The sequence below is a fragment of the Pseudomonas sp. 57B-090624 genome, from assembly GCF_003234055.1.
Taxonomy (GTDB): domain Bacteria; phylum Pseudomonadota; class Gammaproteobacteria; order Pseudomonadales; family Pseudomonadaceae; genus Metapseudomonas; species Metapseudomonas tohonis.
In genome coordinates, this window is record NZ_QKRU01000007.1 from 111,469 (window position 1) to 137,401 (window position 25,933).

22 protein-coding genes are annotated in these 25,933 nt (G+C 65.8%); 7 read left to right on the forward strand and 15 right to left on the reverse strand.

Annotated features, from left to right (window positions below; all coding sequences use genetic code 11):
* Positions 1–9: 9 nt before the first annotated feature.
* From DMX10_RS05160 to yaaA, 10 genes are all read right to left on the reverse strand, one after another.
* Positions 10–1,566 (reverse strand): MBOAT family protein, encoded by a 1,557-nt coding sequence (locus tag DMX10_RS05160; RefSeq protein ID WP_111260082.1) that lies wholly within the window; start codon positions 1,564–1,566, stop codon positions 10–12.
* Between the two features lie 171 nt (positions 1,567–1,737).
* The gene (locus DMX10_RS05165) at positions 1,738–2,844 is read right to left on the reverse strand and encodes a mannuronate-specific alginate lyase (RefSeq protein WP_111260083.1); all 1,107 of its coding nucleotides are present in this window, start codon (positions 2,842–2,844) and stop codon (positions 1,738–1,740) included.
* 14 nt (positions 2,845–2,858) lie between these two features.
* Complete coding sequence (locus DMX10_RS05170; protein ID WP_111260084.1) at positions 2,859–4,289, reverse strand: alginate O-acetyltransferase; 1,431 nt, start codon at positions 4,287–4,289, stop codon at positions 2,859–2,861.
* Between the two features lie 11 nt (positions 4,290–4,300).
* Complete coding sequence (gene algG / locus DMX10_RS05175) at positions 4,301–5,860, reverse strand: mannuronan 5-epimerase AlgG (protein ID WP_111260085.1); 1,560 nt, start codon at positions 5,858–5,860, stop codon at positions 4,301–4,303.
* 28 nt (positions 5,861–5,888) lie between these two features.
* The gene (locus DMX10_RS05180) at positions 5,889–7,340 is read right to left on the reverse strand and encodes an alginate export family protein (protein WP_111260086.1); all 1,452 of its coding nucleotides are present in this window, start codon (positions 7,338–7,340) and stop codon (positions 5,889–5,891) included.
* A 10-nt stretch (positions 7,341–7,350) separates the two neighbouring features.
* A complete protein-coding gene (algK, locus tag DMX10_RS05185) occupies positions 7,351–8,700 on the reverse strand; it encodes an alginate biosynthesis TPR repeat lipoprotein AlgK (RefSeq protein WP_111260087.1) in 1,350 nt (449 codons plus the stop codon).
* Positions 8,701–8,740: 40 nt separating this feature from the next.
* Entirely contained in the window at positions 8,741–9,910 is a 1,170-nt protein-coding gene (locus DMX10_RS05190; RefSeq protein ID WP_111260088.1) for an alginate biosynthesis protein Alg44, read from the reverse strand.
* 26 nt (positions 9,911–9,936) lie between these two features.
* Positions 9,937–11,418 carry a mannuronan synthase gene (gene alg8, locus DMX10_RS05195; protein ID WP_111260089.1) on the reverse strand — a complete coding sequence of 494 codons (1,482 nt, stop codon included), beginning with the start codon at positions 11,416–11,418 and terminating at the stop codon, positions 9,937–9,939.
* Positions 11,419–11,534: 116 nt separating this feature from the next.
* The gene (algD, locus tag DMX10_RS05200; RefSeq protein WP_111260106.1) at positions 11,535–12,845 is read right to left on the reverse strand and encodes a GDP-mannose 6-dehydrogenase; all 1,311 of its coding nucleotides are present in this window, start codon (positions 12,843–12,845) and stop codon (positions 11,535–11,537) included.
* Between the two features lie 746 nt (positions 12,846–13,591).
* A complete protein-coding gene (gene yaaA / locus DMX10_RS05205; RefSeq protein WP_111260090.1) occupies positions 13,592–14,371 on the reverse strand; it encodes a peroxide stress protein YaaA in 780 nt (259 codons plus the stop codon).
* A gap of 360 nt (positions 14,372–14,731) precedes the next feature.
* Between yaaA and DMX10_RS05210 the strand changes: the two genes are divergently transcribed.
* The 6 genes from DMX10_RS05210 (at position 14,732) to moaE (ending at position 20,080) form a co-directional block, all read left to right on the forward strand.
* The gene (locus DMX10_RS05210) at positions 14,732–15,862 is read left to right on the forward strand and encodes a tetratricopeptide repeat protein (protein ID WP_111260107.1); all 1,131 of its coding nucleotides are present in this window, start codon (positions 14,732–14,734) and stop codon (positions 15,860–15,862) included.
* A 59-nt stretch (positions 15,863–15,921) separates the two neighbouring features.
* Positions 15,922–17,052 carry a polysaccharide deacetylase family protein gene (locus tag DMX10_RS05215; protein ID WP_111260091.1) on the forward strand — a complete coding sequence of 377 codons (1,131 nt, stop codon included), beginning with the start codon at positions 15,922–15,924 and terminating at the stop codon, positions 17,050–17,052.
* A gap of 331 nt (positions 17,053–17,383) precedes the next feature.
* Entirely contained in the window at positions 17,384–18,775 is a 1,392-nt protein-coding gene (locus DMX10_RS05220; protein ID WP_111260092.1) for a PhoH family protein, read from the forward strand.
* Between the two features lie 116 nt (positions 18,776–18,891).
* A complete protein-coding gene (moaC, locus tag DMX10_RS05225; protein ID WP_111260093.1) occupies positions 18,892–19,362 on the forward strand; it encodes a cyclic pyranopterin monophosphate synthase MoaC in 471 nt (156 codons plus the stop codon).
* A 2-nt stretch (positions 19,363–19,364) separates the two neighbouring features.
* On the forward strand, positions 19,365–19,613 hold the full coding sequence (locus tag DMX10_RS05230; protein ID WP_111260094.1) for a MoaD/ThiS family protein: 249 nt from the start codon (positions 19,365–19,367) through the stop codon (positions 19,611–19,613).
* 2 nt (positions 19,614–19,615) lie between these two features.
* The gene (moaE, locus tag DMX10_RS05235; protein ID WP_111260095.1) at positions 19,616–20,080 is read left to right on the forward strand and encodes a molybdopterin synthase catalytic subunit MoaE; all 465 of its coding nucleotides are present in this window, start codon (positions 19,616–19,618) and stop codon (positions 20,078–20,080) included.
* Between the two features lie 9 nt (positions 20,081–20,089).
* Here moaE and DMX10_RS32935 read toward each other — a convergent pair whose 3' ends face one another.
* The gene (locus DMX10_RS32935) at positions 20,090–20,254 is read right to left on the reverse strand and encodes a hypothetical protein (protein ID WP_178082919.1); all 165 of its coding nucleotides are present in this window, start codon (positions 20,252–20,254) and stop codon (positions 20,090–20,092) included.
* Between the two features lie 323 nt (positions 20,255–20,577).
* Between DMX10_RS32935 and DMX10_RS05240 the strand changes: the two genes are divergently transcribed.
* A complete protein-coding gene (locus DMX10_RS05240) occupies positions 20,578–21,354 on the forward strand; it encodes an ABC transporter substrate-binding protein (protein WP_111260096.1) in 777 nt (258 codons plus the stop codon).
* Between the two features lie 284 nt (positions 21,355–21,638).
* Here the strand turns inward: DMX10_RS05240 and DMX10_RS05245 are convergent, their stop codons facing one another.
* From DMX10_RS05245 to rhlB, 4 genes are all read right to left on the reverse strand, one after another.
* Positions 21,639–22,280 carry a transcriptional regulator gene (locus tag DMX10_RS05245; protein ID WP_111260097.1) on the reverse strand — a complete coding sequence of 214 codons (642 nt, stop codon included), beginning with the start codon at positions 22,278–22,280 and terminating at the stop codon, positions 21,639–21,641.
* Between the two features lie 73 nt (positions 22,281–22,353).
* The gene (locus DMX10_RS05250) at positions 22,354–23,478 is read right to left on the reverse strand and encodes an FAD-binding oxidoreductase (protein ID WP_111260098.1); all 1,125 of its coding nucleotides are present in this window, start codon (positions 23,476–23,478) and stop codon (positions 22,354–22,356) included.
* Entirely contained in the window at positions 23,475–24,431 is a 957-nt protein-coding gene (locus DMX10_RS05255) for an ornithine cyclodeaminase family protein (RefSeq protein WP_111260099.1), read from the reverse strand. Before DMX10_RS05255 ends, DMX10_RS05250 begins: the two co-directional genes overlap by 4 nt.
* Before the next feature lie 238 nt (positions 24,432–24,669).
* Positions 24,670–25,933 (reverse strand): ATP-dependent RNA helicase RhlB (gene rhlB, locus DMX10_RS05260; protein WP_111260108.1); only part of this gene is annotated, 1,264 nt, incomplete at its 5' end.

Genomic DNA, 25,933 nt, shown 5'->3' on the forward strand with positions numbered 1-25,933 from the left:
TCGCGCTCCTCAGAACTGGAAGTAGAGGAAGGGGGAGAAGCTCTGCGCCGAGAGCTTCAGGATCGAGGCGGCGAACAGCACCAGCAGGGCGATGCGGGTAGCCAGCATCGGCAGCTGGGTCATCCAGGCCTGCTGCCACACCAGGCCGCCGCTCGGCGAGTAGGCGATGGCCGCCGGGTCATTGGCGCCGCCCTGCTGGGTGCGCGGCTGGGCGGTGGCCGGGCCGTCGGCGTCGATGTGTTCCTCGGCGCGGGCCTTGGGCGCACCGGCCAGGGGCTTGGTGTAGAACTGGCGGATGCCGAAGATGGCCAGCACCACGTAGGCCAGTACCAGGGTGGCGATCTGCAGGCTGGTCAACTGGGCGCGGTTGAGCTCGGAGAGGCCCAGTTCGCCGAAGCTGAACATGGCGGCGTACATGCGCCAGGCGACGTCGAGGTTCTCGGCGCGGAAGATCACCCAGCCGATCACCACCAGCAGGAAGGTGAAGGCCCAGCGCAGCGGGTTGAGCACGCGCGGCGCGGCGTCCACGCCCAGGGCGCGTTCGATCGCCAGCCACATGCCGTGCCAGGCGCCCCAGATGATGTAGGTGAAGTTGGCGCCGTGCCACAGACCGCCCAGCAACATGGTCAGGAACAGGTTGCGGTAGGTCTGGAAGGTGGTGCCGCGGTTGCCGCCCAGGCTGATGTACAGGTAGTCGCGCAGCCAGGTGGAGAGGCTGATATGCCAGCGCCGCCAGAACTCGGTGATGGACTGGCTGATGTAGGGCTGGTTGAAGTTCTCCATGAAGCGGAAGCCCATCATCAGGCCGAGGCCGATGGCCATGTCGCTGTAGCCGGAGAAGTCGAAGTACAGCTGCGCGGTGTAGGCCAGCGCACCGAGCCAGGCATCCCCCGTGGTCGGGTCGGAGAGGGCGAAGCAGTGGTCGGCGATGGGCGCGATGCTGTCGGCGATGAAGACCTTCTTGATGAAGCCCTGCATGAACCGGGTGCAGCCCTCGGCGAACTTGTCGACGGTGTGGGTGCGGTGGTTGAACTGGTCGACCAGGTCGCGGAAGCGCAGCACGGGGCCGGCGATCAGGTGCGGGAAGATCGCCACGAAGGCGGCGAAGTCGATCAGGTTGTGGGTCGCCGGGGTGTCGCCACGGTACACATCGATGATGTAGCTGATGGACTCGAAGATGTAGAACGAGATACCGATCGGCAGCAGGATGTGGGTGAGGACGAAGGGCTCCATGCCGAACGAGGTGACGATGGCGTTGAGGCTGTCGACGCCGAAGTTGGCGTACTTGAAGTAGCCCAGCACGCACAGGTCCACCACCACGCCGAGGATCAGCCATTTCTGCGCCGTCTTCGTGCGGACCCCGGCGGCGCCTATGCGCAGGCCGATCCAGTAGTTGAACACCGTGACCGCCGCGAACAGCGCGAGGAAGTCGATCCGCCACCAGGCGTAGAACACGTAGCTGGCGACGAGCAGCAGCAGGTTTCGATAGCGCGTCCCGACCAGGTAGTACAAGCCGAGGAAAATCGGCAGGAACAGGAACAGGAACACGTTTGAAGAAAAGACCATCCGAGTCTCTCCACTTGTACGTCAACTTTCTGGGCCGCCGCCGGACGTTCCAGCCCGGTGTGCGACCCGCCATTCCCTCCCCAGGGTGTGGCGTTCAAATCCTTGCGCCGCCGCGTCTGCTGCGCGGTCGGTTGATTCCTTCAGGCGCCTCCCCGAGGGGAGGGCGCTGCATCAGCTACCGCTGCCGCCCTCCTTCTTCGGGTGGAAGACCTGGGTGACGTCGCCGCCCAGGCGGAAGGTCTTGTAGGGGCCCATGGAGTCCTTCCACTCGACCGTGTCGGGCTTGCAGCCGTAGAGGGCGCACCAGGGCTCGAGCCAGGCGAACTTGGCGTGTTTCTCCAACTCGTCCATGTCCTGGTCCTTGCCGGTCCTGTCGTCGAAGGGCTCCTGGTCGTCGACGCCGGCGATGACCCTCTCGCCGAGGCGACGCAGCGCACCGTTGTTCTCCTCGCGCAGGTCCACGCCGTTGGCCTGGGCGAACGCGGCGATCATCGCCAGCGGCGGCAGGCTGTAGTTGTGGTAGGCGAGGGCGCGCTGTTCGCGCTTGAGTTCGTTGGGCAGGAAGCCGTCCTTGTCGACCTGGCTGGCGGCGACGCGGAACTGGTCCACCGACCAGTCGAACAGGTCGCGGCGGTTGGTGGCCACGGCCGTGGCCATCACCGACCAGGCGGCCCAGTAGGAGTGGTTGTTGATCTTCTTCAGCGGCAGGCCGCTCCAGTCGTGCACCGTCTGGTCGGCCAGGCGCGAGAACCAGGATTCGATGACCTGGGTCTGGCCCTTGTAGGCGTCCAGCGGGTGGCTGTCGGAGAACTTCAGCCGCAGGTAGGCGGAGGACAGGCTGCCCAGCGCCCATTTGCGGATCGATTTGCCGGTGTGGTTGTACTCGGTGCTGAGCAGGGCGTTGGCCTGGGCCCAGCTGGTCATCCACTGCAGGGCGCATTCGAGCTGCGGACGCTGCCCTTCGCGCATGTAGACCATGACCATCTTGTTGACGCCGCGCTCCATCTCGGTGATGTCGGCGGTCTTCTCGCGGAAGGCCTTCTCGGCATCCGGGTTGAGGGTCGCGCGGGCCTTGTCCGAGCCTTCGTACTTGCTGCGGAAGTCGAGCTTGGCCGTGTACGGCTGAGGCGGTGCCTTGCAGGCCTCGGGCTTCTTGTCGTCGATATCCACCGGTGCGTAGTAGCCGCGTGGCGGCACCAGGTCGGCGGCACTGGCCTGGCCGACGAGCAGGAAGCCGCCGAGCAGGCAGGGTGCGAGCAGGCTGAGTGGATGCTTCATGGGGACCTCCTTCCTCACTCGGCCTTGGCCGTGAGGGTGTCGCCACCGTTGCCGGGTCGCTTGCACAGGGTCACGTCGACGCTGAGGTTTTCCGGCATTTCTTCGGGGCTGTGGATTTCCAGGGCGAGGACGTTCAGGTCCCGCCAGTCGGGGTCGTCGCGCAGTTCGAAGACATAGCGACCACCGGTGTCGACGCGGTCGCTCTGTTCGATCTTGAAGTTCTCGCGGCGGCCGTTGAGGTACCAGATGGTGGCCTTGGATTCGTGCACGGACGGGTCGCTGAAGGTCAGGTCGACCTGGTAGTCGCCGCTGCGGATGTCCTTGACCGCGCCGTTCTGGCCGTTGACGAAGACCTCGTTGGCACCGGGCTTCATCTTCACCTTGTTGTGCATCACCGCCTTCCGGCCTTCGCAGCCGTTGTTCACCAGCGGCACGGCCTGGCGGTAGAAGCTCTTCTGCGCCATGTCGTAGTGGGTGGCGAATTCCCAGACGATGATCTTCGGCGGGTTCTCGTGGAATTCCTTGCTGGTCATGTACTGCAGCAGGGCGCTGTCGAAGCCGCCGCCGCTGACCGCCATGTTGAGCACTTCGGCACCGCTGTGCTGTTGCAGGAAACCGCCGAAGTTGTACGCCGGGCCGCTGTTGCTGGTGCCCACCAGGACGATCTGCGGGTTCGACTCGTCGCCGAACAGGCTGTCGCCGCCCGCCTCGCCCGAGGCTTCGGTCTCGTAGCGCTCGACGTACTGGGTGGCGTAGGTGGTGCCGCACAGCTGGCCGGCGGTCTTGTGCAGGGTGCCGGCCTTGGGCAGCAGGCCGACGACCTTGCTGGAGAATTCCTTCTTGGGGATGTCGGCGAAGCCGGGCATCTCCTTCAGCGTCTCGGCCACCAGCTTGGCGGTGCGGTCGGCGCCGGCCGGGGTCCAGTGGTGGTCGGCCTTGAAGTAGTAGTCGGTGTCCACGCCCTGCTCGTCGAACAGCGGCGAGAGGTCGGTGACCCAGATGCCGGTCTTGCGGAAGTCCGCCACCGTCTTGAGGTAGTTCTTCTTCGCCAGCTCGAAGTCGAAGCGGGCCTTCTCCTGCTCGGTCAGCTTCTCGCGGTTGATCAGCCCGCGGGTGGGCTGGTAGACCACCATCAGCTCGACGCCCTTGGCCTTGAGCGCGTCGCGCAGGCGCTTGAACTCGCTGTAGCCGTAGGGGGTGGTGCCGAAGTCGGTGCGCAGGTCGTTGCGGGAGCGGAACAGCCAGTCGTCCTTGGCCTGCACCAGCGCGGTGAAGAAGCTCAGGTACTTGGTGTTGTAGGTGTTCGGGTTCTGCGCCGCGGCGCACAGCGGACCGGTGCGCTGCACGCTGTACTGCGGTTCGGCCGCCTGGGCGGTGTGGGCGCCGGCCAGCAGGGCGGCGGCCAGTGCGGAGGGGGCGAACCAACGGGTGCTGTTGTTGTGCATGATCTGTTGCCTCAATCCTGGAGTTCGGCCTGGCTTTCGACGGGGTCGATGAGCACCGCTTTCTTGCGGCGCACCATGAGGTCGAGGATTTCTTCCTGTTTCTCGCCCAGCACGCCGGCGAAGCTGATGCCGGTGGACTTGCTCGGGGCGAGCATCTCCACGCGGTAGAGCTCCACGGAGAGCGGCGAGTCGATGGACAGCGGGCTGGAGCCGTTACCGGCGAGCTTGCCGCCGACCACGATCATCGAGACCTTGGTGTCGAAGGGGTCGAGCTCGATGTCGCGGTCGGTGTTGGACAGGTCCTTGATGTGCCCGTACACGCCGGTCAGCCCGTTGGCGATGGCGAGGTTCTCGTACAGGCGGATGTTCACGCTGTTGCGCAGGCGGATGCCGTGGCGCTGGTTGTTGACGATCTTGTTGCCCCACAACAGGTTGTTGGAGCTCTCGTACAGGGTGATACCGTCGGCATGGTTCTGGTAGACCTCGTTGTAGGCCACCAGGTTGTTCACCGAGTTACGGTCGATGACGATGCCCGAGAGTTTGTTGTCGTAGGTCTTGTTGTTGATGATCCAGCTGTCGTCCACCTCGCGGGAGATGATGATCCCGTGCTTCTTCTTGGTCCCGAACACGGTGTTCTCGGCGATGATCAGGCCGTGGGAACGGTCGTGCGGGTCGATGCCGTAGACGATGTTGTCGCGGTAGGTGTTGCCCTTGATCACCACGTCGCGCGCTTCGTAGCAGTAGAAGCCGTACCAGTGGTCGACGAACTCCGAATCCACCAGCCAGCCGGTGGGCTCCGGGCGCTTGAGGCGCGCGTGCATGCCGGGGGTGTACTGGGTGATGGAGACGCCGTAGGACTTGGAGTTGTTGTAGCCGAGGCTGGTGACGGTGCTGCCGACGATGTACAGCTCGCTGCCGCCCCAGGAGACCAGGAAGGGGCGGAATTCATCGGGCGTGCGGAAGGTGGCCGGGCCCTTGTCCTGCTCGCGCCAGGCGGTGAGCTTGGTGCCGGTGATGAACAGCTTGCCGTCGTTGACCAGGAACGCGCCGCGCTCCTGGGAGAGGCGGAAGTCCTTGGTGTCCTTGCCGATCTCGAGGTTCGCGTCCTGGGCCACCACCACGGGCAGGCGGGCCAGGTAGACGCCCGGCTCGGTCTCGCTGAACTGGGTGTCGGGCAGGGCCTTGGCGATGTCGGCGGGGGTGACGTGGCCACCCTCGATGAAGATCGCCTGGGGCATGCCGCGCTGGCGGGTGACCCATTCGCGCATGCGTTCATTGCCGCCGATGAAGTCCTTCAGGGCGTCCTGCTGCAGCATGCGCCGCACCACGACCTTGCCCTGTTTCGAGCGGTCGATCTTGGCGTCCACCGCCTGGGCGGTGTAGCCGGAGAGGTCGGGCAGGGTTGGCGCGTCCAGGTGCAACTGGTCCACCGGCGCGCTGGTGACGGTGTAGTTCTTGGTTTCCTTGAGTTCCTTGGTCGGCTCGGCGGCCTGGACCCAGGGCGCGGCGACGAGCAGCGCGCCAAGCACCACGCCGCTGAGCGGCAGGGGGGTTCCGATGGGGTTTCTCATGGCTGTTCTCCCTTCGCGCATGGCGGCCTCAGAAGCGCCAGATGAAGTCGACGAAGGCGCGATGCATCAGCGAGTCGGTGCCGCTGCCATAGGCATCGCCCGGCTTGAACACGCCACCACGCAAGCGCACCAGGGCGGAGGCGTCGTCCATGTGCTCGGCCATCGAGGCCGGCAGCAGGCCCTGCTTGAAGTACTTGGTGACGACGAAGTCGAGCTCCTGGCCGACGTCCTTCTCGCCGTCCTCCAGCGGGGCGATGATCCCGGCCTGGCCGATGTCCTGGTTGTCGTCGATACGCCAGAAGCGGTGGTAGACGACGCTGGCGTCGTAGTCCTCGCGCAGCTGCCAGGAGGCGAAGGCGGTGCCCACCTGGAGGTTGCTCAGCTCGCCGCGGAAGGCTTCGCCGAAGCGGTGCATGCGCGAGTTGGTGCCGGTGAAGTTGGAGCGGTTGCTCTCCATGCCGGTCTGGCGGAACTGCTCGGAGCTGTCCTCGTCGCCACCGCCGCTGCCACGGGCGTAGGCGCCACCGACCTTCCACTGGTCGTCGATATTCCAGCGCAGGCCGAGGTCCAGCGCCCAGGCGTCGACGTCGACGTTGCGCGAGCCGTTGGCCAGGCGGTCGTTGCCGACCACGGTCTGGTTCAGTTCGTCGATGTCGCCGGTGAGCCAGGTGGCCTGGGCCCAGTAGTTGAGGGTCTCGGGCGAGCGGCGGTCGAAGAAGCCGTTGTCGGCGTTGATGCCGAGCCAGGTGAGGTCGCCGGTGTAGCGCTTGTCCAGCGGGTCCACCACCTCGCCGTTGTCGGGCAGGCTGCCGTTGTCGCGGCTGTGGTGGAGCTTGAGGCCGACCCAGTGGTTGGGCATCCACTGGGTGGCGACGTCGCCGAAGAGGTGCTGGCGGTCCTTGTCCTCGGGGGCCAGTTCGTCGATGTCGGTGCGGTACTCGCTGAAGCGTTCGGCGACGCCGACGTTGGCGCTCAGCAGGGTGGTGTCGAAGGTCCAGCGCAGGGCTTCGATGTTGGTGTCCCACCAGGTGCCTTCGTCGCTGCGTACGCGCTGGCGGCCGAAGCGCAGGTGTTCGCCCGGATAGGCGGTGAGGCCGGCGTAGTCGACCCAGAATTCGCGCAGGGCGAGGTAGCTCTTGTCCGGTTCGCGGCCGTCACTGTTCTGGCTGGATTCGCTGTCGATGTCGCTGGATTCGAGGGTGTCGGTCTCGACGATGTCGGTCGCGGTCACCGCCTGGCCCATGGCGAAGGCGCTCCACTCGCCGCGCTGGCCGTAGACCCAGGGACGCAGGTCGAGGCCGATGCCGTTGACGTCGCCGCCTTTCTGGGTGCCGAGGTCGCGGTCGTCTTCGGACTGCGCGGTGATCTTGATGTCGAGGCCGAAGTTCTTGTCACTCATCTGCACGGCGAAGGCGCTGCTCGCGGTGATCAGCGTGATGCCCAGGCCCAAGCTGGCATTCGTCCAGAGATTGAATTTCATAGCGGTTCCTTCAAGGGGTCTGCATGGCTTGCATCTGCGCGGCGTCTTGCAACGCGGTGCCTCTCAGCTGGCGCTCGTCGCGCAGCAGCTGCTCGGCCCGGGCACGTTCCGCAGGCTGCAGTTGTTGTTCCACCGCCTGGGCCAGTTCGGTGGCCTGGGGGGTGTTCTTGGGCAGCGCGAGCTGGCTGAAGACGTAGGCGTTGACCAGGTTGGGCTGGATGCCCTTGCCCTGGGCGAACATCTGGCCGAGGGCGAAGTCGGCGTTGATCTGGCCGCTGCGGGCAGCGCTCAGCAAGTAGTCCAGCGCCTTGTCCGGGTAGATGTCGCCGAGGTAGCCGCGGATGTAGATCTGCCCCAGCAGGTAGTTGGCGGCCGGCTCGGTGGGCGCGGCCTTCATCAGGTGTTCCTCGGCCTTGTGCGGGTCCTGCGGCAGCAGCTTGCCTTCGTAGTAGAGGCGGCCCAGCAGCAGCTCGGCGCGCGGCAGTGCCGCTTCGCGGCCGTGGTCGAGGTACTCCATCATCTTGTCGATGTCGCCCAGGCCCGGGTACTCGTAGAGCAGCTTGGCGAGGCTGACCCAGGCGGCGGGGTAGGCCGGGGCGATCTCTTCGAGCATTTCCTGGGCCTTGCCTTCGTCGGGCTTGCCGCCGAGCTCGGCGTCGGCCAGCACCTGGGCGACCGAGTCCACGCGCTGGGCGGGAATGACGCCCGCGTGGTAGCCGTTCATCAACTGGGCGACCAGGGCCTGCTGTTCCTCGGCCTTGCCCTGCTTCTGGTACACGGTGGCGAGCTCGACGTAGCAGACGTCGGCCTGGGCCAGGGTGCGCTTGCAGATGTCCTCGATCTCGCCCAGGTGCTGGTCGTAGGTGCCCTGGCTCCGATAGAAGAGGATCTGCGCCAGCTCGGCCTGGGGCTGGCCGTCGGCGCGCCACTGGGCGATGCGCTGCTGCACGTTCACGCCGGGGAAGTCCTGCGGGAAGGTCAGGTAGAGCATCACCAGGGGCAGCAGGCTGCTCGGCTCGCCGGCCTTGAAGGCTTTGTCCAGCAGCTTGGCCGCTTCCTGGCGCTCGGCCGGGGTGGCGTCGGGCTTGCGCGCCAGCAGCTTGCCGAGGCGGGCCTTGGCGCGGGGGGACTCGTCCATGGCCTGGCGGTAGATCTGCTCGGCCTGGCGCATCTGCTCCGGGTCACCGCTGTTGACCTGCAGGTCGGCGAGGCCGACCTGGGCACTGACGTAGCCCAGGTCCGCCAGCTGGCGGTAGTTGCGCTCGGCGGTGGCGGTGTCGCCACGCTTGAGCGCTTCGTTGGCCAGGCGTTGGTCGGGCAGGCCGGCACAGCCGGCCAGCGCGACCGCGGCGCCGAGCATCAGGTAACGGGATGGGAATGTCGCCACTGCGGGTCCCTCCTCAGAAACCGGCCGCCAGGGCGCGGTCGATCATCCAGTCGAAGGACGGGCCACGGTCGATGCTGACTTCCACCGGCTGGCCGGCGAGTTTGCTGTCCAGGGTCTGGTCGGGCTGGATCACCACGCGGATGTCGGAGGACAGGCCGCTGTCGATCAGGCTGCTGCTGATGATCTTGCCGTGGCGCGGGCTGTCTTCGCCGGCCACCTGGAAGGTGACGCTGGCGCCGGGCTTGGCCTGGGCGAAGTTGCGGTAGGGGAAGCGGGCGCTGACGGTGGCTTCGAAGTCCTGGGGCACCAGTTCGAAGATGACGTCGCCCTTGCCGGCGAACTGGCCGTCGGCGACCAGCTGGCGCGCGACCTTGCAGTTGCAGGGGCTGGTCAGGGTGCCTTTCATCTGCTTGCCGAACAGTTCCTCGACGTTGGCCGGGGTGAGCTGGTCGTCGGTCAGGTGGCCCTTGAGCATCTCCAGCATGGTGGCGGAGAAGGAGGCGATGGGCGCGCCCTTGTCCACGGTGGTGCCTTCGCCGCCGATCAGGCTCTGCACGGTGCCTTCGCGGGGCATGGTGACCTGCATGCTGGGCACGGCGACCATGCCGGACTCGGCGTGGGTCACGAAGTACAGGCCGTACAGGGACTTGAAGATGAAGCCGAAGGCGGCCAGGCCCACGATGAACAGGCCGGCGCTGAAGGTCACCGCCTTGAGGCGGCCGAACACGCCCATGCCGCCACCATTGCCACCGTTCTTGCGCGGCTTGGTGAAGTTCTCGCGCTGCAGGGTGTTGAGCATGTCGCCGGCGCTGATCACCTCACCGGACAGGTGGGCGCTGATCAGGTAGCGCAGGGTGGCGATGTCGCGCGGCTTGAGGCTGTGGAACTGGCAGCCGGCGCGGCCGCTGTCCAGGTCCACGGTGCGCACCTGGAATTCGACGTCCAGGCCCAGGGTCAGGCTGTCGAGCTGGAACAGCATGCGGCCCTGGTGGTAGTCGCCGACCTGGGCGCGGTGCTTGGGCCCGGTCTGGAAGGAGAAGCCACCGGCGGAGAGGTCGAGCAGGCGGTGCTCGACCCGTTCGTTGTTGGCCAGGTAGCGGATCTTGGCCGGTATCTTGACCCGGGCGTGCTGGCGCTGGGCTTCGGATTCGTGCACCACATTGACGTTGACGGCTGTATTCATGGCTTGGATTTCCTATTCAAGTTCTGTCACACGAACGCCATCAGCGTGGCGACGAATACGCTGGTTGCGGTGAAGGTCATGGCGCGTGAGGACCAGGTGTTGAACCAGCGCGTGAAGCTGGCGAGATCACGGTTGAGCTTGGTGTTCTGGCGCGTCCAGGACTGCTGGTCCAGGCGGAAGAAGACGTAGATCTTCACCAGGGCGCCGACGATCTGGTTGTAATAGAGGATCAGCGGGTAGGCCGGCCCTATGTGGTGCCCTGAAACGCTCAGCAGCAGGGTGAGGATGAAGCGGGTGAGGCCGATCCACAGCAGGTACACGAGCAGGTAGGCGATGCTGTACTTGATGCTGGCGATGACCGCGACGGCCAGGCCCAGCAGGCAGGTCCACATCGATACGCGCTGGTCGCTGAGCACCAGGGTGGTGAACCAGCCCAGGCGGCTCGGCCCCAGGCGCAGGGCCCGGGAGTTCTGCCGCAGGTTGTTGCCGTACCAGCGGAACATCAGCTTGCGGCTGGCCTTGATGAAGCTCTTCTCCGGCGGGTGCTCGACGGTGTTGATCGCCGCGTCCGGCACGTAGAAGGTGTCGTAGCCCAGGCGCATCAGGCTGTACCAGCTGGACTTGTCGTCACCGGTGAGGAACTGGAAGCGGCCGAGGCGCCAGTGGTCCAGGTGGTCGCTTTCCACGTCGGCGATGAAGTCCGGGTCGGTCACGACCTTGGCGCGGAATACCGACATGCGCCCGGTCATGGTCAGCACCCGCTTGGAGAGCGCCATGGAGCACATGTTGATGTGGCGCTGGGCGAAGCGCAGCTTGTGCCACTCGGACATGATGTAGCTGCCACGCACCTCGCAGAACTCGTTGGTGGTGAGGCCGCCGACATTGGGGAAGAGCTTGAACCAGGGCACGGTCTTCTTCACCACGCCTTCGGCGAGCACGGTGTCGCCATCGACCACGGCGACCACGGCGTTCTCGTCCGGCAGCCGCCGGGAGATGGCGCGGAAGCCATAGGCCAGGCCGTCGCGCTTGCCGGTGCCGGGGATGCGCACGAAGTCGAGGGTGACGTGCTGGGGCGGGTTCATCTTCGCCCACAGGCCCTTGACCAGGAGTTCATCGGACAGCTCGACGATCGAGCACACCACGGTGGTGGGGTAGCCGCAGTCGATCGCTTCCTGGATCACCGAGCGGTAGACCATGGCGGTGGTCAGCGCGTCGATGCGGAAGCTGGTCACCAGCAGGAACACGTGGGACGGGTCCGCTGCCTCGCCCAGCTGGCGGACCTTGCGCCGGTAGTGCGGGTAGACCACATAGAGGAACAGCATGCCGCGGATGAAATGCAGGCCGCCCATGGAGTAGCGCCAGATGCCGACCAGGCCGATCAGCAGCAGGAAATGCTTGGAGTCGGGGTCGAAGACCGACTTGGGCAGGGCCAGTGCGAGCAGCCCCAGGCCCGTCAGGTAGAAAAGCCAACCCGCCGCCTCGTTGAGGCTTAGCTTGAGCTTGTCCATACGTTTATCCATTCCGTCGTTGGCGCCGGACAAACCTCGGGCGTGGGCGCGGCTTCTTGTTGTTCGCCGACCCGAGGTTCATCACTTGCGTTGCGCTTAGAAGCTGGTGTCCGGGGTTACCAGCAGATGCCTTCGGCCTGTGCGTTGGTCGCCTTGGGCATGAAGCCCACCAGGTCGATCACGCGCTTGCCTTCGGGCGCCCGTTGCGCCAGCGGAGCGAAGAGCTCGTCGCGGTTGCCGAGGACGATGATGTCGGCATCGCCGACCACGCCGTCGAAGTCGCTGTCGAGCAGGGAGGACACATGGGGAATCTTCGATTCGATGTAGTCCTTGTTGGCGCCGTGCACGCGTGCGTACTCGACGTTGCGGTCGTAGATGCGCAGGTCGAAGCCCTTGCCGATGAGCATCTCGGCCAGTTCGACCAGGGGGCTCTCGCGCAGGTCGTCGGTGCCGGCCTTGAAGGACAGGCCGAGCAGGGCGACCTTGCGCTTGTCCTGGGCGGCGATGATGTCGAAGGCCTTCTGCACCTGGTAGGCGTTGCTGCGCATCAGCGAGCCGATCAGCGGGGCCTCGACGTCCAGGGAGCTGGCGCGGTAGTTGAGGGCGCGCACGTCCTTGGGCAGGCAGGAGCCGCCGAAGGCGAAGCCGGGGCGCATGTAGTACTTGGAGAGGTTGAGCTTGTGGTCCTGGCAGATCACGTCCATCACTTCGCGGCCGTCGACACCCACCGCCTTGGCGATGTTGCCGATCTCGTTGGCGAAGGTGACCTTGGCCGCGTGCCAGACGTTGCAGGTGTACTTGATCATCTCGGCGACCTGGACTTCCTTGCGGATGATCGGTGCGTCGAGTTCGCGGTACAGGGTTTCCAGCAGGTCGCCGGAGGCCTTGTCCAGTTCGCCGATGACGGTCATGGGCGGGAAGTCGTAGTCCTTGATCGCGGTGCTTTCGCGCAGGAACTCGGGGTTCACCGCGACGCCGAAGTCTTCGCCGGCCTTCTTGCCGGAGCAGTCTTCGATGATCGGGATGACCACGTTCATCACGGTGCCCGGCAGCACGGTGCTGCGGACGACGACGGTGTGGCGCTCGGACTTGTCGCGCAGGGCGAAGCCGATCTCGCGGCAGACGCCTTCGATGTAGTCCAGTTCCAGGTCGCCGTTCTTCTTGCTCGGGGTGCCGACGCAGATGAAGGAGACTTCGGTGTCGCGGACCGCGGCGGCGACATCGGTGGTGCCGCGCAGGCGGCCGGTCTTGCGGCCTTGCTGCAGGAGCTCTTCGAGCCCGGGTTCGACGATGGGGGACTTCCCGTTGTTGATCAGGTCGATCTTGGTGGTGGAGACGTCTACACCGACAACTTCATGACCACGAGCCGACAGGCAACCGGCACATACTGCACCGACATAGCCCAAACCAAAGATGCTGATACGCATCGCATTCACCTCATCCATTTAGCACGCTGTTAATTGGTGGCATAATCGCCACTTCCGTTTTGCAGCCGTTACATTCAATTCGTAACTTTCAGCTGCGTGCAGGCATGACAAACACCTGGCACCGAAACTGCGGGTACCTGAAGCGGAGCCTGTGAATTCGCTGGCTCCAAGGTTTCCTGGACTGATTACCTTACTGGCTCTTGTCCCTGGTTCTTGTCAGTCGATCCTGTGTCCAACTTCTCCTCTTAGTTCGCCTGTTTCGTTTCTGGCGCACAACTTCCCCCTCGGAGCATTCCGATACATGGGGGCAGTTTGGAATCACGCTGAAATATTGCGTGAAGAATTAAGCGTCGGGGTTATGAGTGTTAGGGTTTTCGGATAGTTCCTACCGTTCGTCATCAATTTGATTTGTTGCAATTCATCGACTACGGCCATTTGTAATTGCACCTTGATGGCAAACTTCGGGTGTTTCAACGCGCCGTAAAAGTTCCCTCTATTTAATCCGTGCAAGCGCAGCGGTAGTTCGCTATCGCCCGTGCTAGAGCCTGCGCGCTGTTTACGCAACGGCGCGGAAGTTCCCTGGCCAGTTGTGAGGCAGGCGGTACGTTAGTTCCAGCGGCGATTAAAGGTGATCGCACCGGGCCGGCGCGCAGAAGTGGCGGGAGGAGGGAACTTCGCCGATTGGACGACTCCCAGCGGAGCCGCCCAACCAATGGCAGGTTGTGGGGGGAAACGAGGCGGGGAAATCAGTCCTGCGGGGTGTCGCGGAGAAATACCAGCTTGTCCGGCGAAGAGGCTTCGGCGCTGTAGCGGTAGCCCTGGTAGTCGAAGTCCTTCAGGCCTTGCGGGTCGGTCAGGCGCTCCTTGATCACGTAGCGGGCCATGAGGCCGCGGGCCTTCTTGGCGTAGAAGCTGATGATCTTGTACTGGCCGTTCTTCAGGTCCTTGAACTCGGTGTCGATGATGCGGGCATCGAGGGCCTTGCGCTTCACCGAGCTGAAGTATTCGTTGGAGGCGAGGTTGAGCAGGATGTCGTCGCCCTGTTCGGCCAGCGCCTGGTTGAGCCAGGTGCTGATGCGATCGCCCCAGAAGGCGTAGAGGTCCTTGCCCCGGGCGTTGGCCAGCTTGGTGCCCATCTCCAGGCGGTAGGGCTGCATCAGGTCCAGCGGGCGCAGCAGGCCGTAGAGGCCGGAGAGCATGCGCAGGTGGCGCTGGGCGAAGTCGAAGTCGGCCTCGGCGAAGCTCTCGGCGTCGAGCCCGGTATAGACGTCGCCCTTGAAGGCCAGCAGCGCCTGCTTGGCGTTCTCGGGGGTGAATTCCGGGTGCCAGCTGCCATAGCGCGCGGCGTTGAGGCCGGCGAGCTTGTCGGACAGGTGCATGAGCTCGGCGATGTCGCTCGGGGCCAGGGTGCGCAGTTGCTGGATCAGCTCCTGGGCGTGGTCCAGGTGCTGGGGCAGGGTGTGGCGCGGGGTCACCGGCGGGGTTTCGTAGTCCAGGGTCTTGGCGGGGGAAATCACCAGCAGCATCGAATCGTCTCCTTCGGGAATGCGGCGATTCTAGGGATTTGCGGCGGTGGGCTCCACCTATGGGGACGATTGACGCTGCCAGTGCTCCCGCGAGGGCCGCCGTCTCGCTGCGCGCAGGCCTTCTATAGGGACACGCGGCATGGCTGCGTGGCTCTGCCGCGGGGTGGGCTTCAGCCCGCCGCTGTCCGAGCCATTTCCCTCGCCCGGTTGCCACGCATCACATTCGGCGTCCGGGGCGTTGCGCTATAGTGCGGCGCCCGGCACGTGCGCCGGCCCCCTCTCATCCACTTTGACAAGGAGGTCGCAGTGAAGACCCTCTCGAGAATCGCCCTATCCCTGCTGCTGGGTTCCGGTGCCGTCATGGCCCAGGCCGAGCAGTTGCCCATCGAAGTGCTCAGCGCCGTGGTCAAGGACCAGAAGATCGAAGGCGCCGAGGTGCTGGTGCAGAAGAATGGCGCGCAGACCGCCAGCGGCAAGACCGACGCCCAGGGCCAGGTGACGCTGGACAGCGCCTTCGCCGACGACGCCGACAGCCTGCTGATCATCAAGAAACCCGGCTATTCCAACCTCGTCGCCAAGTGCCCGTGCAAGGGCATGACCTACGCGGTGAGCCCGGTGATGCAGGACCTGGACGGCATGCGCATCGTGCTGAGCTGGGGCGAGACCCCGGCGGACCTCGATTCGCACATCGCCTTCCCCGGCAACCACATCTACTTCGACGCCAAGGAAGGCACCGACGCCGACCTGGACGTGGATGACACCGACAGCTTCGGCCCGGAAACCATCACCCTGCACAAGAAGCGCTTCGGCGAGACGTACGTGTACGCAGTGCATGACTTCACCAATATCAACAACCCGTCTTCCAAGGCACTGTCGGCCAGCCAGGCCAAGGTCTTCGTCTATGTCGGCCAGTCCCTGGTGCGCACCTACTATGTGCCGAAGGACCAGCGCGGCAACCTGTGGAAGGTGTTCCGCCTGTCCGGCAACGGCGACTTCCAGGACATCAACACCCTCGAAGGCAGCAAGGCCCAGGACGCCAACTACGTGCTCGGCGACATCGAGCCGCTGCTGGGCAATGGCCAGGACGTGGCTGCCCAGGCCGTGACCCAGGCCGCCCAGGGCGACGCCAAGGCGCTGAACAAGCAGGGCGAAGCCGCCTACCACGACGGCAAGCTGGACCAGGCCATCGACCTCTATCGCCAGGCCATCGAGCTCAATGCCAACTTCGGCCAGGCCTACAGCAACCTGGGCCTGGCCTACCAGAAGGCCGGCCGCACCGCCGAGGCCATCTGGGCCAACCGCAAGGCCATCGCCCTGGCCAGCGGTCCCAGCGCGGCCACCGTGCGTGCGAGCTCCTACTACAACATCGCGCGCATCTACGAGGCGGCCGAGCAATTCGACGACGCCCTGCGCCATTACCACCTGGCCAAGGAGCAGAAGGCGAACCCGGTGTACGACAAGGCGATCCAGCGGGTCCAGGATCGCCACTGATCGTCTTCCCCGACACCAGCGCGCCCTTCGGGGCGCGTTTTTCATTGGAGTGCAGGTTCATGTTCAGAGTCATTTCCCTGGGGCTCGTCCTGGCCCTCGGCGCCGGCGTGGCCCAGGCCGCCGGCCCTCGGGCGGTCGCCACCCTCGATCGCAGTACCTGGCCCGCCGCGCTCGACAGCCCGGCGGCCTTCGACGATGCCTCGCGGGCGGAGATCCTGGTGTTCGCCCAGGCCCTGTTGCAGAGCGAGACGCTGGATGCCGGCGCCTGGCAGCGGCGCCTGGACCTGAAGGCGGTCAACCTCGACGGGATCGACACCGTGCGCAGGCATTTCTGGGCGCGCCTTGTGGATAACTACCGGCTGGCCAGCCAGGGCTGCACGGCGGCCAGCCCCTTCTGCCCGCCGGCGAGCGACGAGGCCGCGCTGCGCGAGCAGGCGAAGCGCTTCGATGTGGCGCCGGATTCGTCCTTCTTCGCCTGGGCCGAGGCCAGCCGCCGCTTCCACCAGGTCTACCTCGACGAGGAGATGCGCCTGGCCGCGCTGTTCCCCCGGATCAGCAGCGAGATCGGCCTGTTCTCCGCGCAGGAGCGCAACGGCGAGGAGCTGGCGGACCGGCACTTCCTGCTGACCTTCGACGATGGCCCGGCGCCGGTGGGTGGCCACAGCGACCGCCTCACCGCCTGGCTGCGGGAGAACGGCGTCAACGGCACCTTCTTCGTCCTCGGCCAGAGCCTGCAGGCGCGCCTGCGGAAGACCTCGCCCGAGGCGCTGAACGCGCTCTATGCCGGCCAGTGCGTCGCCTCCCACGGCTGGGAGCACAAGTCCCATGCCAGCTGGGATCAGTGGCAGGACTCGGTGACCCGCGTGCAGGCGCTGCTGGGCGAGACGTTGCCGGACAAGGCCGTTCCGCTGTTCCGCCCACCCTATGGCCAGCGCCAGGCCGACAGCGGCGCCTTCTTCGCCGGGCAGGGGCTGCGCGTGGCGCTGTGGAACATCGATTCCCAGGACTGGAACGCCCGCGTCAGCGGCGACGTGGCCGGCCAGCGCGTGCTCAGCCTGATGCTGCTGTGGCGGCGTGGCGTGATCCTCTTCCACGATATCCACGCCAAGGCGCAGACGGCGGTGCCCTGGCTGCATGCGCAAACGGGCGCGGCGGGGCTGACCTGGGAAGATTGCCGGGCGTATCGGTAGGGAGGGGTGACCGGGGCGGTCGGAACGCGGGAAGAGCGGTGACAGGACTTTCGACTTTAGCGACGGCCAGGGATGGCGCCAAGGGTTTTTCGTCGCCTGGAAAAAAAACCGGCCGGCGGTGAAAAATTACTTTTTTCTGTCATCCGTATTGGGTTATTAACGAATCAGACCGCCGAATCCTGAAGACAGGTGGCGGCCCCAGGCCCTCACCTCTGCTTCTCGGGCTCCCTTGGCGACCGGCATGACCCGGCCAGATGGGGACGGTGGTCCTTCCTCGGCGGAGAGCCGTCATGGCATTCCGTCGCCCGGACCGACAAGAAGGTGACCGAGTATGGATGATCACGGACGCGCCCGCCCCACCGCTCCAACCCTCTACGCCCTCGATACCAACGTTCTGATCCACGATCCCAACGCCATCCTCAACTTCGAAGAACACCACGTGGCCATCCCCATGACCGTGCTGGAGGAACTCGACAAGCTGAAGACGGGCAAGCAAGGCGTAGCCGCCGAATGCCGCCAGGCCATCCGGCTGATCGACAAGATCCTGGGCGAGGCCTCGCCCGAGCAAGTGGAGCACGGCGTACCTATCCAGCGGGAAAAGAGCGGCCCCTGCGGCTTCCTCTCGATACTCATGAGCAAGAGCGCAGCCCCCATCACCTGGCTGCCCGAAGACCTGAACGACAACAAGATCATCAACCAACTGGTGGAATTGAAGACCCGCCGCCCGGGCATGGCCGTGGTGCTGGTGACCAAGGACATCAACATGCGCCTGAAGGCGCGCGCCTGCGGCATCGACTCGGAGGACTACCACACCGACCAGCTGGTCGACGACGTCTCGCTGCTTTCCCGTGGCTACCACACCATGGCCGGCTCGTTCTGGGAGCGCGTGAGCAAGGTGGAGACCCGCCAGGACCACGGCCGCACCTGGCACCGGGTGCAACTCACCGACAACCTGCCGGCGGTCCACGTCAACGAGTTCATCGTCGACGAGCAGGGCTTCGTCGGCTGGATCAAGGGCATCAAGGCCGATGAGCTGCTGATCCTCGACCTGCACCAGGAGCCCTTGCTGCATCAGGAAGCCTGGGGCCTGCGCCCGCGTGACATCTACCAGGCCCTGGCGCTGTTCGCCCTGCTCGACCCGGACATCCACCTGGTCAACCTCTCGGGTGCGGCGGGCTCCGGCAAGACCATCCTGGCGCTGGCGGCGGCCATCGAGCAGACCATGGTCAGCAAGCGCTACCGGCGCATCATCGCCACCCGCAGCGTGCAGGGGCTGGACCAGGAGATCGGCTTCCTGCCCGGCACCGAGGCCGAGAAGATGGAGCCCTGGCTGGGCGCCATCACCGACAACCTCGAAGCCCTGCACATGGATGACGAGAGTACCCACGGCAGCGTCGACTACATCCTCAGCAAGGTGCCGCTGCAGTTCAAATCCCTCAACTACATACGTGGGCGCAGCTTCCAGCAGAGCCTGATCCTGATCGACGAGTGCCAGAACCTGACGCCGCACCAGATGAAGACCATCATCACCCGTGCCGGCACCGGTTCGAAGGTGATCTGCCTGGGCAACCTGGCGCAGATCGACACCCCCTACCTGTCCGCACCCAGCTCCGGCCTGACCTACCTCACCGAGCGCTTCAAGGACTTCCCCCATGGCGTGCACATCACCCTGCAGGGCGTGCCCCGCTCGGTGCTGGCGGAATACGCCGAAACCCACATGTGACGAACGGCCGCCGGGCGGAGCGATCCGCCCGGCGAAAGGCCTTCGATAATTCTGGGATTTGTATACAATCCGCTTCCTGCGGGCCCTTTCACGGTGCCCGCCAGAGGAGCCAAGCCGTGTTGACCCATCTCGATTCCCAAGGCCGCGCCAGCATGGTCGACGTCACCGAAAAAGCGGTGACCGCCCGTGAGGCGACGGCCGAAGCGCGGGTGCGCATGCGCCCGGAAACCCTCGCCATGATCCAGTCCGGCGGCCACCCCAAGGGCGACGTGTTCGCCGTGGCGCGCATCGCCGGCATCCAGGCGGCGAAGAAGACCTCGGACCTGATCCCCCTGTGCCACCCGCTGATGCTCACCAGCGTCAAGGTCGAGCTCGCCGCCGAGGGCGACGACGCGGTGCGCATCGTCGCCCGCTGCAAGCTGGCCGGGCAGACCGGGGTGGAAATGGAAGCGCTGACCGCCGCCAGCGTCGCCGCCCTGACCCTTTACGACATGTGCAAGGCGGTGGATCGCGGCATGACCATCGAAAGCGTCCGCCTGCTGGAAAAGCTCGGCGGCAAGAGCGGCCATTACCAGGCCGGGGAGTGAAGATGATTCGCGTGCAGTATTTCGCCCGTTACCGTGAAGCGCTCGGCCTCGATGGCGAGCAGCTCGCCTGGGACCCGGCGTTCGCGAAGCTGGATGACCTGCGTCGCCACCTGCTGGCCCGTGGCGGCGTGTGGGACGTGCTCGACGAGCAGAACCTGATGTGCGCCCGCAACCAGGAGCTGTGCAGCCTCGACGAGGCGCTGGCCGATGGCGACGAGGTCGCCTTCTTCCCCACCGTGACCGGGGGCTGAGCATGGGCATTCGCGTACAGGCTGCGGCCTTCGACCCCGGCACCGAGCTGAACGCCCTGCATGCGGCCAACGTCGGCGTCGGCGCGGTGGTCGGCTTCGTCGGCTACGTGCGCGATTTCAACGAGGGCCAGGATGTTTCCGGGATGTTCCTCGAACACTACCCGGGCATGACCGAGAAGGCCCTGGAGAAGATCGCCGAGGAAGCCCGGCAGCGCTGGCCGCTGCTCAAGGTCGACATCCTCCACCGCATCGGCCGCCTGGAACCGGGCGAGCCGATCGTCTTCGTCGGCACCGCCAGTGCCCACCGCCAGGCGGCGTTCGATGCCTGCAACTTCATCATGGACTACCTCAAGACCCGAGCCCCCTTCTGGAAGAAGGAAGACACCGCCGAAGGCCCGCGCTGGGTCGAAGGGCGCTGCAGCGACCAGGCGGCGGCGCGGCGCTGGGAAGGCGACAAGCGCGACTGAGCCTGCGGCTCAGCCCAGTTCGATGTACATCTTCAACAGGATGGGCGCGAACATCGAGGCCGTGCCCAGGCCTGTCAACCAGACCCCCCATTCCCTCTCGCGGTTGCTGAAGCCGATGCCGAGCATGAGAAAGCCTGCGACAAGCAGGCCGATCATGATGTGCACGTAGTCCATGCCGTTCTCCAATTGCGTCCGGGGCCAGGTTCCAGACTAGTCGCCGCTGCCCGCCCGCATGCTGACCCGGGTCATTTCCATTGGATCGGCGCGACTATCGGGGCGTGGGAATGAGCTGGACGGCGATTGACGATTTGTACGGATAAGTCCAGAGTGGACAAATAAGTACAAAACGGGGCCGCGCCATGCACGCTACCTTTCTCGATCGCGGTCCACTCGGCGGCTGGAGTCCTTCCGGCTGCGCTTCTCTGCCCTCCATCAACGCCCACACGAACCGGCCCACCGTCCTGGCGGGCCCAGCTATGCATCGCGGGAGTCGCACCATGAAGAAAATCGTATTGCTCGGCGGTATCGCCCTGAGCCTCGTGGCATCCAGCCTGTTCGCCGCCGACAAGCCCCTGCGCCTGGGGATCGAGGCGGCCTACCCGCCGTTCGCCTACAAGACCCCGGCAGGGCAGATCGAGGGGTTCGACTACGACATCGGCAATGCGCTGTGCGAGGAGATGAAGGTCAAGTGCCAGTGGATCGAACAGGAGTTCGATGGCCTGATCCCCTCGCTGAAGGTGAAGAAGGTGGATGCGATCCTGTCGTCCATGACCATCACCGACGAGCGTCGCAAGTCGGTGGATTTCACCCACAAGTACTATTACAGCCCCGCGCGCCTGGCGATGAAGAAGGGCAGTGCGGTGAGCGAGGACTTCGCCCAGCTGGTGGGCAAGACCGTCGGCACCCAGCGCTCCACCACCACTGATCGCTTCGCCACCGAGGTGCTCGAGCCCAAGGGCGTGAAGGTGGTGCGCTACAGCACCCAGAACGAGATCTACCTGGACCTGCTCTCCGGGCGCCTGGATGCGGTGCTGGCGGACGCCTTCCCGCTCAACGAGGGCTTCCTCAAGACGGCCAACGGCAAGGACTACGAGTTCGTCGGCCCGGTGCTGAAGGACCCGCACTACTTCGGCGAAGGCGCCGGGATCGCCGTGCGCAAGGGCGATGCCGAGCTGCGCGACAAGCTGGACGCGGCCATCACCGCCCTGCGCGCCAACGGCACCTACCAGAAGATCCAGGCGAAGTACTTCGACTTCGACATCTACGGGGATTGAGGTGGAGCGGGGCGGTGCGATGCGCCGCCCCGCCCCGGTTCCGGCGTGAGGAACGTCCGTAGGTTGGCGCCGAGCGTAGCGAGGCCCAACGTTTGCCGGTGGGCCCGATCGCGAATGAATGTGCTCCTACGGGGGGCTACGGGGTGGGTCGGTGCGTAGGGTGGAGGTCGCTTTTTACCTCCTCCATGCGGAGGTGGGGTTGGCGATTGGCAGCATGGGTTTCGCTGCGCTCTACGCCATCCTACGGGGCCCCGGTGTGTGGGTGTGGGCCAATGAATTCGCCCCTACATCTCGTTTTCGGGTTCTTCCTTGAGTTCGCGCAGGTGCTTGTAGACGGTGGCGCGGCCCATGTTGAGGACGTTGGCGACATAGTTGGCCGCGCTCTTGCCCTTGAAGGCGCCTTCGGCGTGCAGGGCCAGGACCAGCTCGCGCTTGTGCTCGCGGCTGAGCAGGTTGAGGCCGAGCTGGCGCTGGCGCATCCAGTTGTGCAGGAAGGTGTTGATGCGCTCCTGCCAGTCGTCGCGGAACAGTGCGTCGGGCTGGGGGATCAGCTTGCCCGGCGCGAGGAACAGGTCCAGGGCCGCCTTGGCGCTCTCGAACAGCGAGATGTTGAGGTTGATGCACAGCACTGCCAGCGGCTTGCCCTTGGCGTCCTGCAGCACGGTGCTGACGGAGCGGATCTTCTGCCCGTCCCAGTTGAGCTTCTCGTAGGGGCCGATGTTCCGCTCCTCGCCGCCATCCTCGAGCATGTCTTCCAGGGCCGCGTCGTCGCCGATGCTGCGCTTGGAGATGTTGTTGGCGATGTAGGCGACCTTCTGCGTGCGCAGGTCGTGCACCACCACCTCGGCATGGGGGAAGAACAGGGTGGCGATGCCGTCGGCTATGGCCCGGAAGTTGTCGAATGCCGGATCGGGACGAGGCGTCATGGAAGGCTCCGCAAAGGCTTGGCCGCGCCCCCTTGGCGCGGCCGGGCGAGTGTGGCGCAAAGCGCGCCGGGCGTCACCTGAGGCGGGCCGGGGAGAGCATCGCCGCATTCAGGCCGAAGCGGCCCAGGTGTTCCGGCAGCGGCTGGCGCAGGATCAGGCTGGCACTGGCTTCGCCCATGGCTGCCGAGGTCTGGATACCGTAGCCGCCCTGGCCGGCGACCCAGAAGAAGCCCGGCGCCTGGTCGTCGTAGCCGGCCACCAGGTCGCCGTCGGCGAAGAACGAGCGCAGCCCGGCCCAGGTACGGGCGGGGCGGCGGATGCTCATGTGGGTGTGCTCCTCGATCTGGTAGATGCCCAGGGCGATGTCCAGCTCCTCGGGCTGCACGTCGTGGGCGTCCACCGGGTCGGCGTTGGCGGGTGAGCCCAGCAGCATGCCGGCGTCGGGCTTGAAGTAGAAGGATTCGTCCAGGCTCACCAGTGCCGGCCAGGCATGGCTGTCGATGCCTTCCGGCGCGGCGAAGATGAAGGCCGCGCGGCGTTTCGGTTGCAGGCCCAGCGGGCGTACGCCGGCGAGGGTGGCGAGGCCGTCGCACCAGGCGCCGGCTGCGTTGACCAGCACGGGCGCGGTGAACTCGCCCTGGCCGGTGGTGACGCGCCACAGGTCGGCCTCACGGGTGATGGTCCGCACCTCATGGCCGGTGTGCACGCTGCCGCCGTTGCGGCGGATGCCACGCAGGTAGCCCTGGTGCAGGGCGTCGGTGTCGATGTCGGCGGCGCTGGGGTCGAGCATGGCGCCGAAGACCTTTTCCCGGCGCAGCACCGGCACCAGGGCGCAGGCCTGGTCGGCGTCCAGCAGCTGCACCTCGGGAACGCTTTCGCGGGCGCTGTCGAACTGGCGGCGCAGCTCGTCCGGGTCGTCGCTGAAATCCACCACCATCTCGCCCCGGGGCGTGAGGATCGGGTGCTCGCTGAAGCCTTGCGGCGGGTTGTCGAAGAAGGCCCGGCTGGCGCCGGTCAGGGCGCGCACCTGGGGCGTACCGTAGGCGACGGTGTAGAGCGCGGCGGAGCGGCCGGTGGAGTGGTAGCCGGGGTGCTCCTCGCGCTCCAGCACGGCGACCTTGCCCTGGCGGGACAGCCAGTAGCCGGTGGAGGCGCCGGCGATGCCCGCACCGATGATGATGAAGTCCACCTGGTTCATGCCGACTCCTCGCACTTGAGGTGATAGAGCGCGTTGGCCAGGGCGACGTCTTCGAGGCCGAGGCCGATGGAGCGGAAGAATACCGGACGCCTGTAGTCGGGGCGCGGTGCACGGTCGGTGAGCAATTCGGGCAGGTCGCCGCGCAGTGCGTCGACGTCCCAGCCGTGCTGTTGGGCGGCGATGCGCATCTCGCCGGCGCTGCCGGGCGTGGTGGCGCGGTAGTCGCAATAGACGTCCATTTCCGCCAGGGCCTGGGGCGGCACTTCATGGGCGCGCGGGGCGTTGGTGCTGATGGAGGTGACCAGCGTGGCGCGGCCGAGCTGGCGCGGGTCCAGCACCGGGGCGGCGGATGAGGTGCACAGCAGGATCACCTCTGCGTCGGCCAGGGCGGTTTCCTGGGTGGCGCAGACCTCCACGCGCGGGTCGAGGGCGCGCAGGGCGTCGGCACGCTCGCTGCCGGGCTGCAGGCGTGGCGAGTACACACGCACGCGCTGCCAGGGGCGCAGGGCCAGGCAATGACGGATGTGCGCGCGGGCCACGGCGCCGCTGCCGATCACCGCCAGCTGCGTGACCGCTTCCGGCGCCAGGGCATCGACCGCCACGGCGGTGGTGGCGGCGGTGCGCTCTGTGGTCAGGAGTGCGGCGTCGCAGAGCATCAGCGGCTGGCCGCTGGTCATGGACATCAGCAGGGTCCAGGCGGTGACCACGGCGCCATCCGGGCGCGGCAGGTAGGGCGAGGTCTTGACCCCGTAGACCTGCTCGCTGGCCAGCACGCCGAGGTAGTTGATGAAGTCGCCACCGCCGGGGAATTCCACCAGCTGCTGCGCCGGCTGCACCGCGTCACCGGCGGCGAGGTCGAGGAACATGCGGCGCAAGGCGTCCTGCACGTCGATGCGTTGCAGCAGGCGTTCGGCTTCGGAAGAAGGGACGACCAGGGGAAGGACGCTGGACATGGCGGGGCTCCGATATAAACAATTTGTCCATATTGGAATTTATTGTCTTGGTCGGCAAGGGGCGGGCGACGGGGCGCAAGGAAATGGCGCCTGGGTGAACATTCTTTCTGTGGGGGAGAGTGGCTTGGGGGAAAGGAGAAACGGTGGGCTGAAGCCCACCCTACTACCGCTCCAAGGGAGCGGAAATGAAAAAGGCGAAGCCCGGGGGCTTCGCCTTTTCTGTGCGCGACCGCTGCGATCAGTGCTTGCGCGGCACCGGCTTGAGCAGCTCGGCGGGCGGGGTTTCGCAGTTGATCTTGCGACCCAGCAGTTCCTCGATCGGCGGCAGGGCGAAGGCATCGTCCTCGCCGGCGAAGCTGATGGAGGTGCCGCTGGTGCCGGCGCGGCCGGTACGACCGATGCGGTGCACGTAGTCGTCCGGGTCTTCCGGCAGGGTGAAGTTGATCACGTGGCTGATGGCGTCGACGTGGATGCCGCGGCCGGCGACGTCGGTGGCGACCAGTACGCGGATCTTGCCTTCGCGGAAGCCTTCCAGGGTCTTGATGCGCTTGTGCTGGGGCACGTCGCCGGACATCTGGGCGGCGCTGATGCCGTCCTTGGTCAGGCGTTCCTCGATGCGGCGCACCTCGTCCTTGCGGTTGGCGAAGACCATCACCCGCTCCCAGTTGTTCTGGGCGACCAGGTTGTAGAGCAGCTTGTACTTGTCGCTGCCGGCGACGGCATAGACGTGCTGCTCGACGGTGTCGCTGGCGACGTTCTCCGGCTCGATCTCGACGATGGCCGGTTCGACGGTCCACTGCTTGGCCAGGTTCATCACGTCATCGGTGAAGGTGGCGGAGAACAGCAGGGTCTGGCGCTCGCCCTTGGGCGGGGTCTGGCGGATGATCTGGCGGACCTGCGGGATGAAGCCCATGTCGAGCATGCGGTCGGCTTCGTCCAGCACCATCACCTCGACCATGTCCAGGTGCACGTCGCCGCGCTGGTTGAAGTCCAGCAGGCGGCCGGGGGTGGCCACGAGGATGTCGCAGAAGCGCGACTCCAGCTGCTTGAGCTGCTTGTCGAAGTCCATGCCGCCGACGAAGCTCATGACGTTCAGGCCGGTGTACTTGGTCAGGGCCTGGGCGTCCTTGGCGATCTGCACCACCAGCTCGCGGGTCGGCGCGATGATCAGCGCACGGGGCTCGCCCATGTAGCGCTCTTTCGGCGGCGGGGTCTGCAGCAGCTGGGTGATGATCGAGATCAGGAAGGCGGCGGTCTTGCCGGTGCCGGTCTGGGCGCGGCCGATGGCATCCTGGCCCTTGAGGGTGAAGCCCAGTACGCCCGCCTGGATCGGCGTGCAGTAGGGGAAGCCCAGGTCGTGGATGGCGTGCATCAGGGTCGGTGCCAGCTTGAAGTCGTGGAAGCGGGTCTTGCCTTCCATCGGCTCCACCACGAAGTCTTCCAGCTTCCAGGTGTCCACCGGTTTGGCCGGGCGCTCGCGGCGCGGCTTGTCTGTCCTGGGC

What these genes read in the sequence shown, in the direction of transcription:
- DMX10_RS05160 (WP_111260082.1), bottom strand. Translation starts at nt 1,566, where the DNA reads ATGGTCTTTTCTTCAAACGTGTTCCTGTTCCTGTTCCTGCCGATTTTC.
- DMX10_RS05165 (WP_111260083.1), bottom strand. Translation starts at nt 2,844, where the DNA reads ATGAAGCATCCACTCAGCCTGCTCGCACCCTGCCTGCTCGGCGGCTTC.
- DMX10_RS05170 (WP_111260084.1), bottom strand. Translation starts at nt 4,289, where the DNA reads ATGCACAACAACAGCACCCGTTGGTTCGCCCCCTCCGCACTGGCCGCC.
- algG (WP_111260085.1), bottom strand. Translation starts at nt 5,860, where the DNA reads ATGAGAAACCCCATCGGAACCCCCCTGCCGCTCAGCGGCGTGGTGCTT.
- DMX10_RS05180 (WP_111260086.1), bottom strand. Translation starts at nt 7,340, where the DNA reads ATGAAATTCAATCTCTGGACGAATGCCAGCTTGGGCCTGGGCATCACG.
- algK (WP_111260087.1), bottom strand. Translation starts at nt 8,700, where the DNA reads ATGCTCGGCGCCGCGGTCGCGCTGGCCGGCTGTGCCGGCCTGCCCGAC.
- DMX10_RS05190 (WP_111260088.1), bottom strand. Translation starts at nt 9,910, where the DNA reads ATGAATACAGCCGTCAACGTCAATGTGGTGCACGAATCCGAAGCCCAG.
- alg8 (WP_111260089.1), bottom strand. Translation starts at nt 11,418, where the DNA reads ATGGACAAGCTCAAGCTAAGCCTCAACGAGGCGGCGGGTTGGCTTTTC.
- algD (WP_111260106.1), bottom strand. Translation starts at nt 12,845, where the DNA reads ATGCGTATCAGCATCTTTGGTTTGGGCTATGTCGGTGCAGTATGTGCC.
- yaaA (WP_111260090.1), bottom strand. Translation starts at nt 14,371, where the DNA reads ATGCTGCTGGTGATTTCCCCCGCCAAGACCCTGGACTACGAAACCCCG.
- DMX10_RS05210 (WP_111260107.1), top strand. Translation starts at nt 14,732, where the DNA reads ATGGCCCAGGCCGAGCAGTTGCCCATCGAAGTGCTCAGCGCCGTGGTC.
- DMX10_RS05215 (WP_111260091.1), top strand. Translation starts at nt 15,922, where the DNA reads ATGTTCAGAGTCATTTCCCTGGGGCTCGTCCTGGCCCTCGGCGCCGGC.
- DMX10_RS05220 (WP_111260092.1), top strand. Translation starts at nt 17,384, where the DNA reads ATGGATGATCACGGACGCGCCCGCCCCACCGCTCCAACCCTCTACGCC.
- DMX10_RS05230 (WP_111260094.1), top strand. Translation starts at nt 19,365, where the DNA reads ATGATTCGCGTGCAGTATTTCGCCCGTTACCGTGAAGCGCTCGGCCTC.
- moaE (WP_111260095.1), top strand. Translation starts at nt 19,616, where the DNA reads ATGGGCATTCGCGTACAGGCTGCGGCCTTCGACCCCGGCACCGAGCTG.
- DMX10_RS32935 (WP_178082919.1), bottom strand. Translation starts at nt 20,254, where the DNA reads ATGGACTACGTGCACATCATGATCGGCCTGCTTGTCGCAGGCTTTCTC.
- DMX10_RS05240 (WP_111260096.1), top strand. Translation starts at nt 20,578, where the DNA reads ATGAAGAAAATCGTATTGCTCGGCGGTATCGCCCTGAGCCTCGTGGCA.
- DMX10_RS05245 (WP_111260097.1), bottom strand. Translation starts at nt 22,280, where the DNA reads ATGACGCCTCGTCCCGATCCGGCATTCGACAACTTCCGGGCCATAGCC.
- DMX10_RS05250 (WP_111260098.1), bottom strand. Translation starts at nt 23,478, where the DNA reads ATGAACCAGGTGGACTTCATCATCATCGGTGCGGGCATCGCCGGCGCC.
- DMX10_RS05255 (WP_111260099.1), bottom strand. Translation starts at nt 24,431, where the DNA reads ATGTCCAGCGTCCTTCCCCTGGTCGTCCCTTCTTCCGAAGCCGAACGC.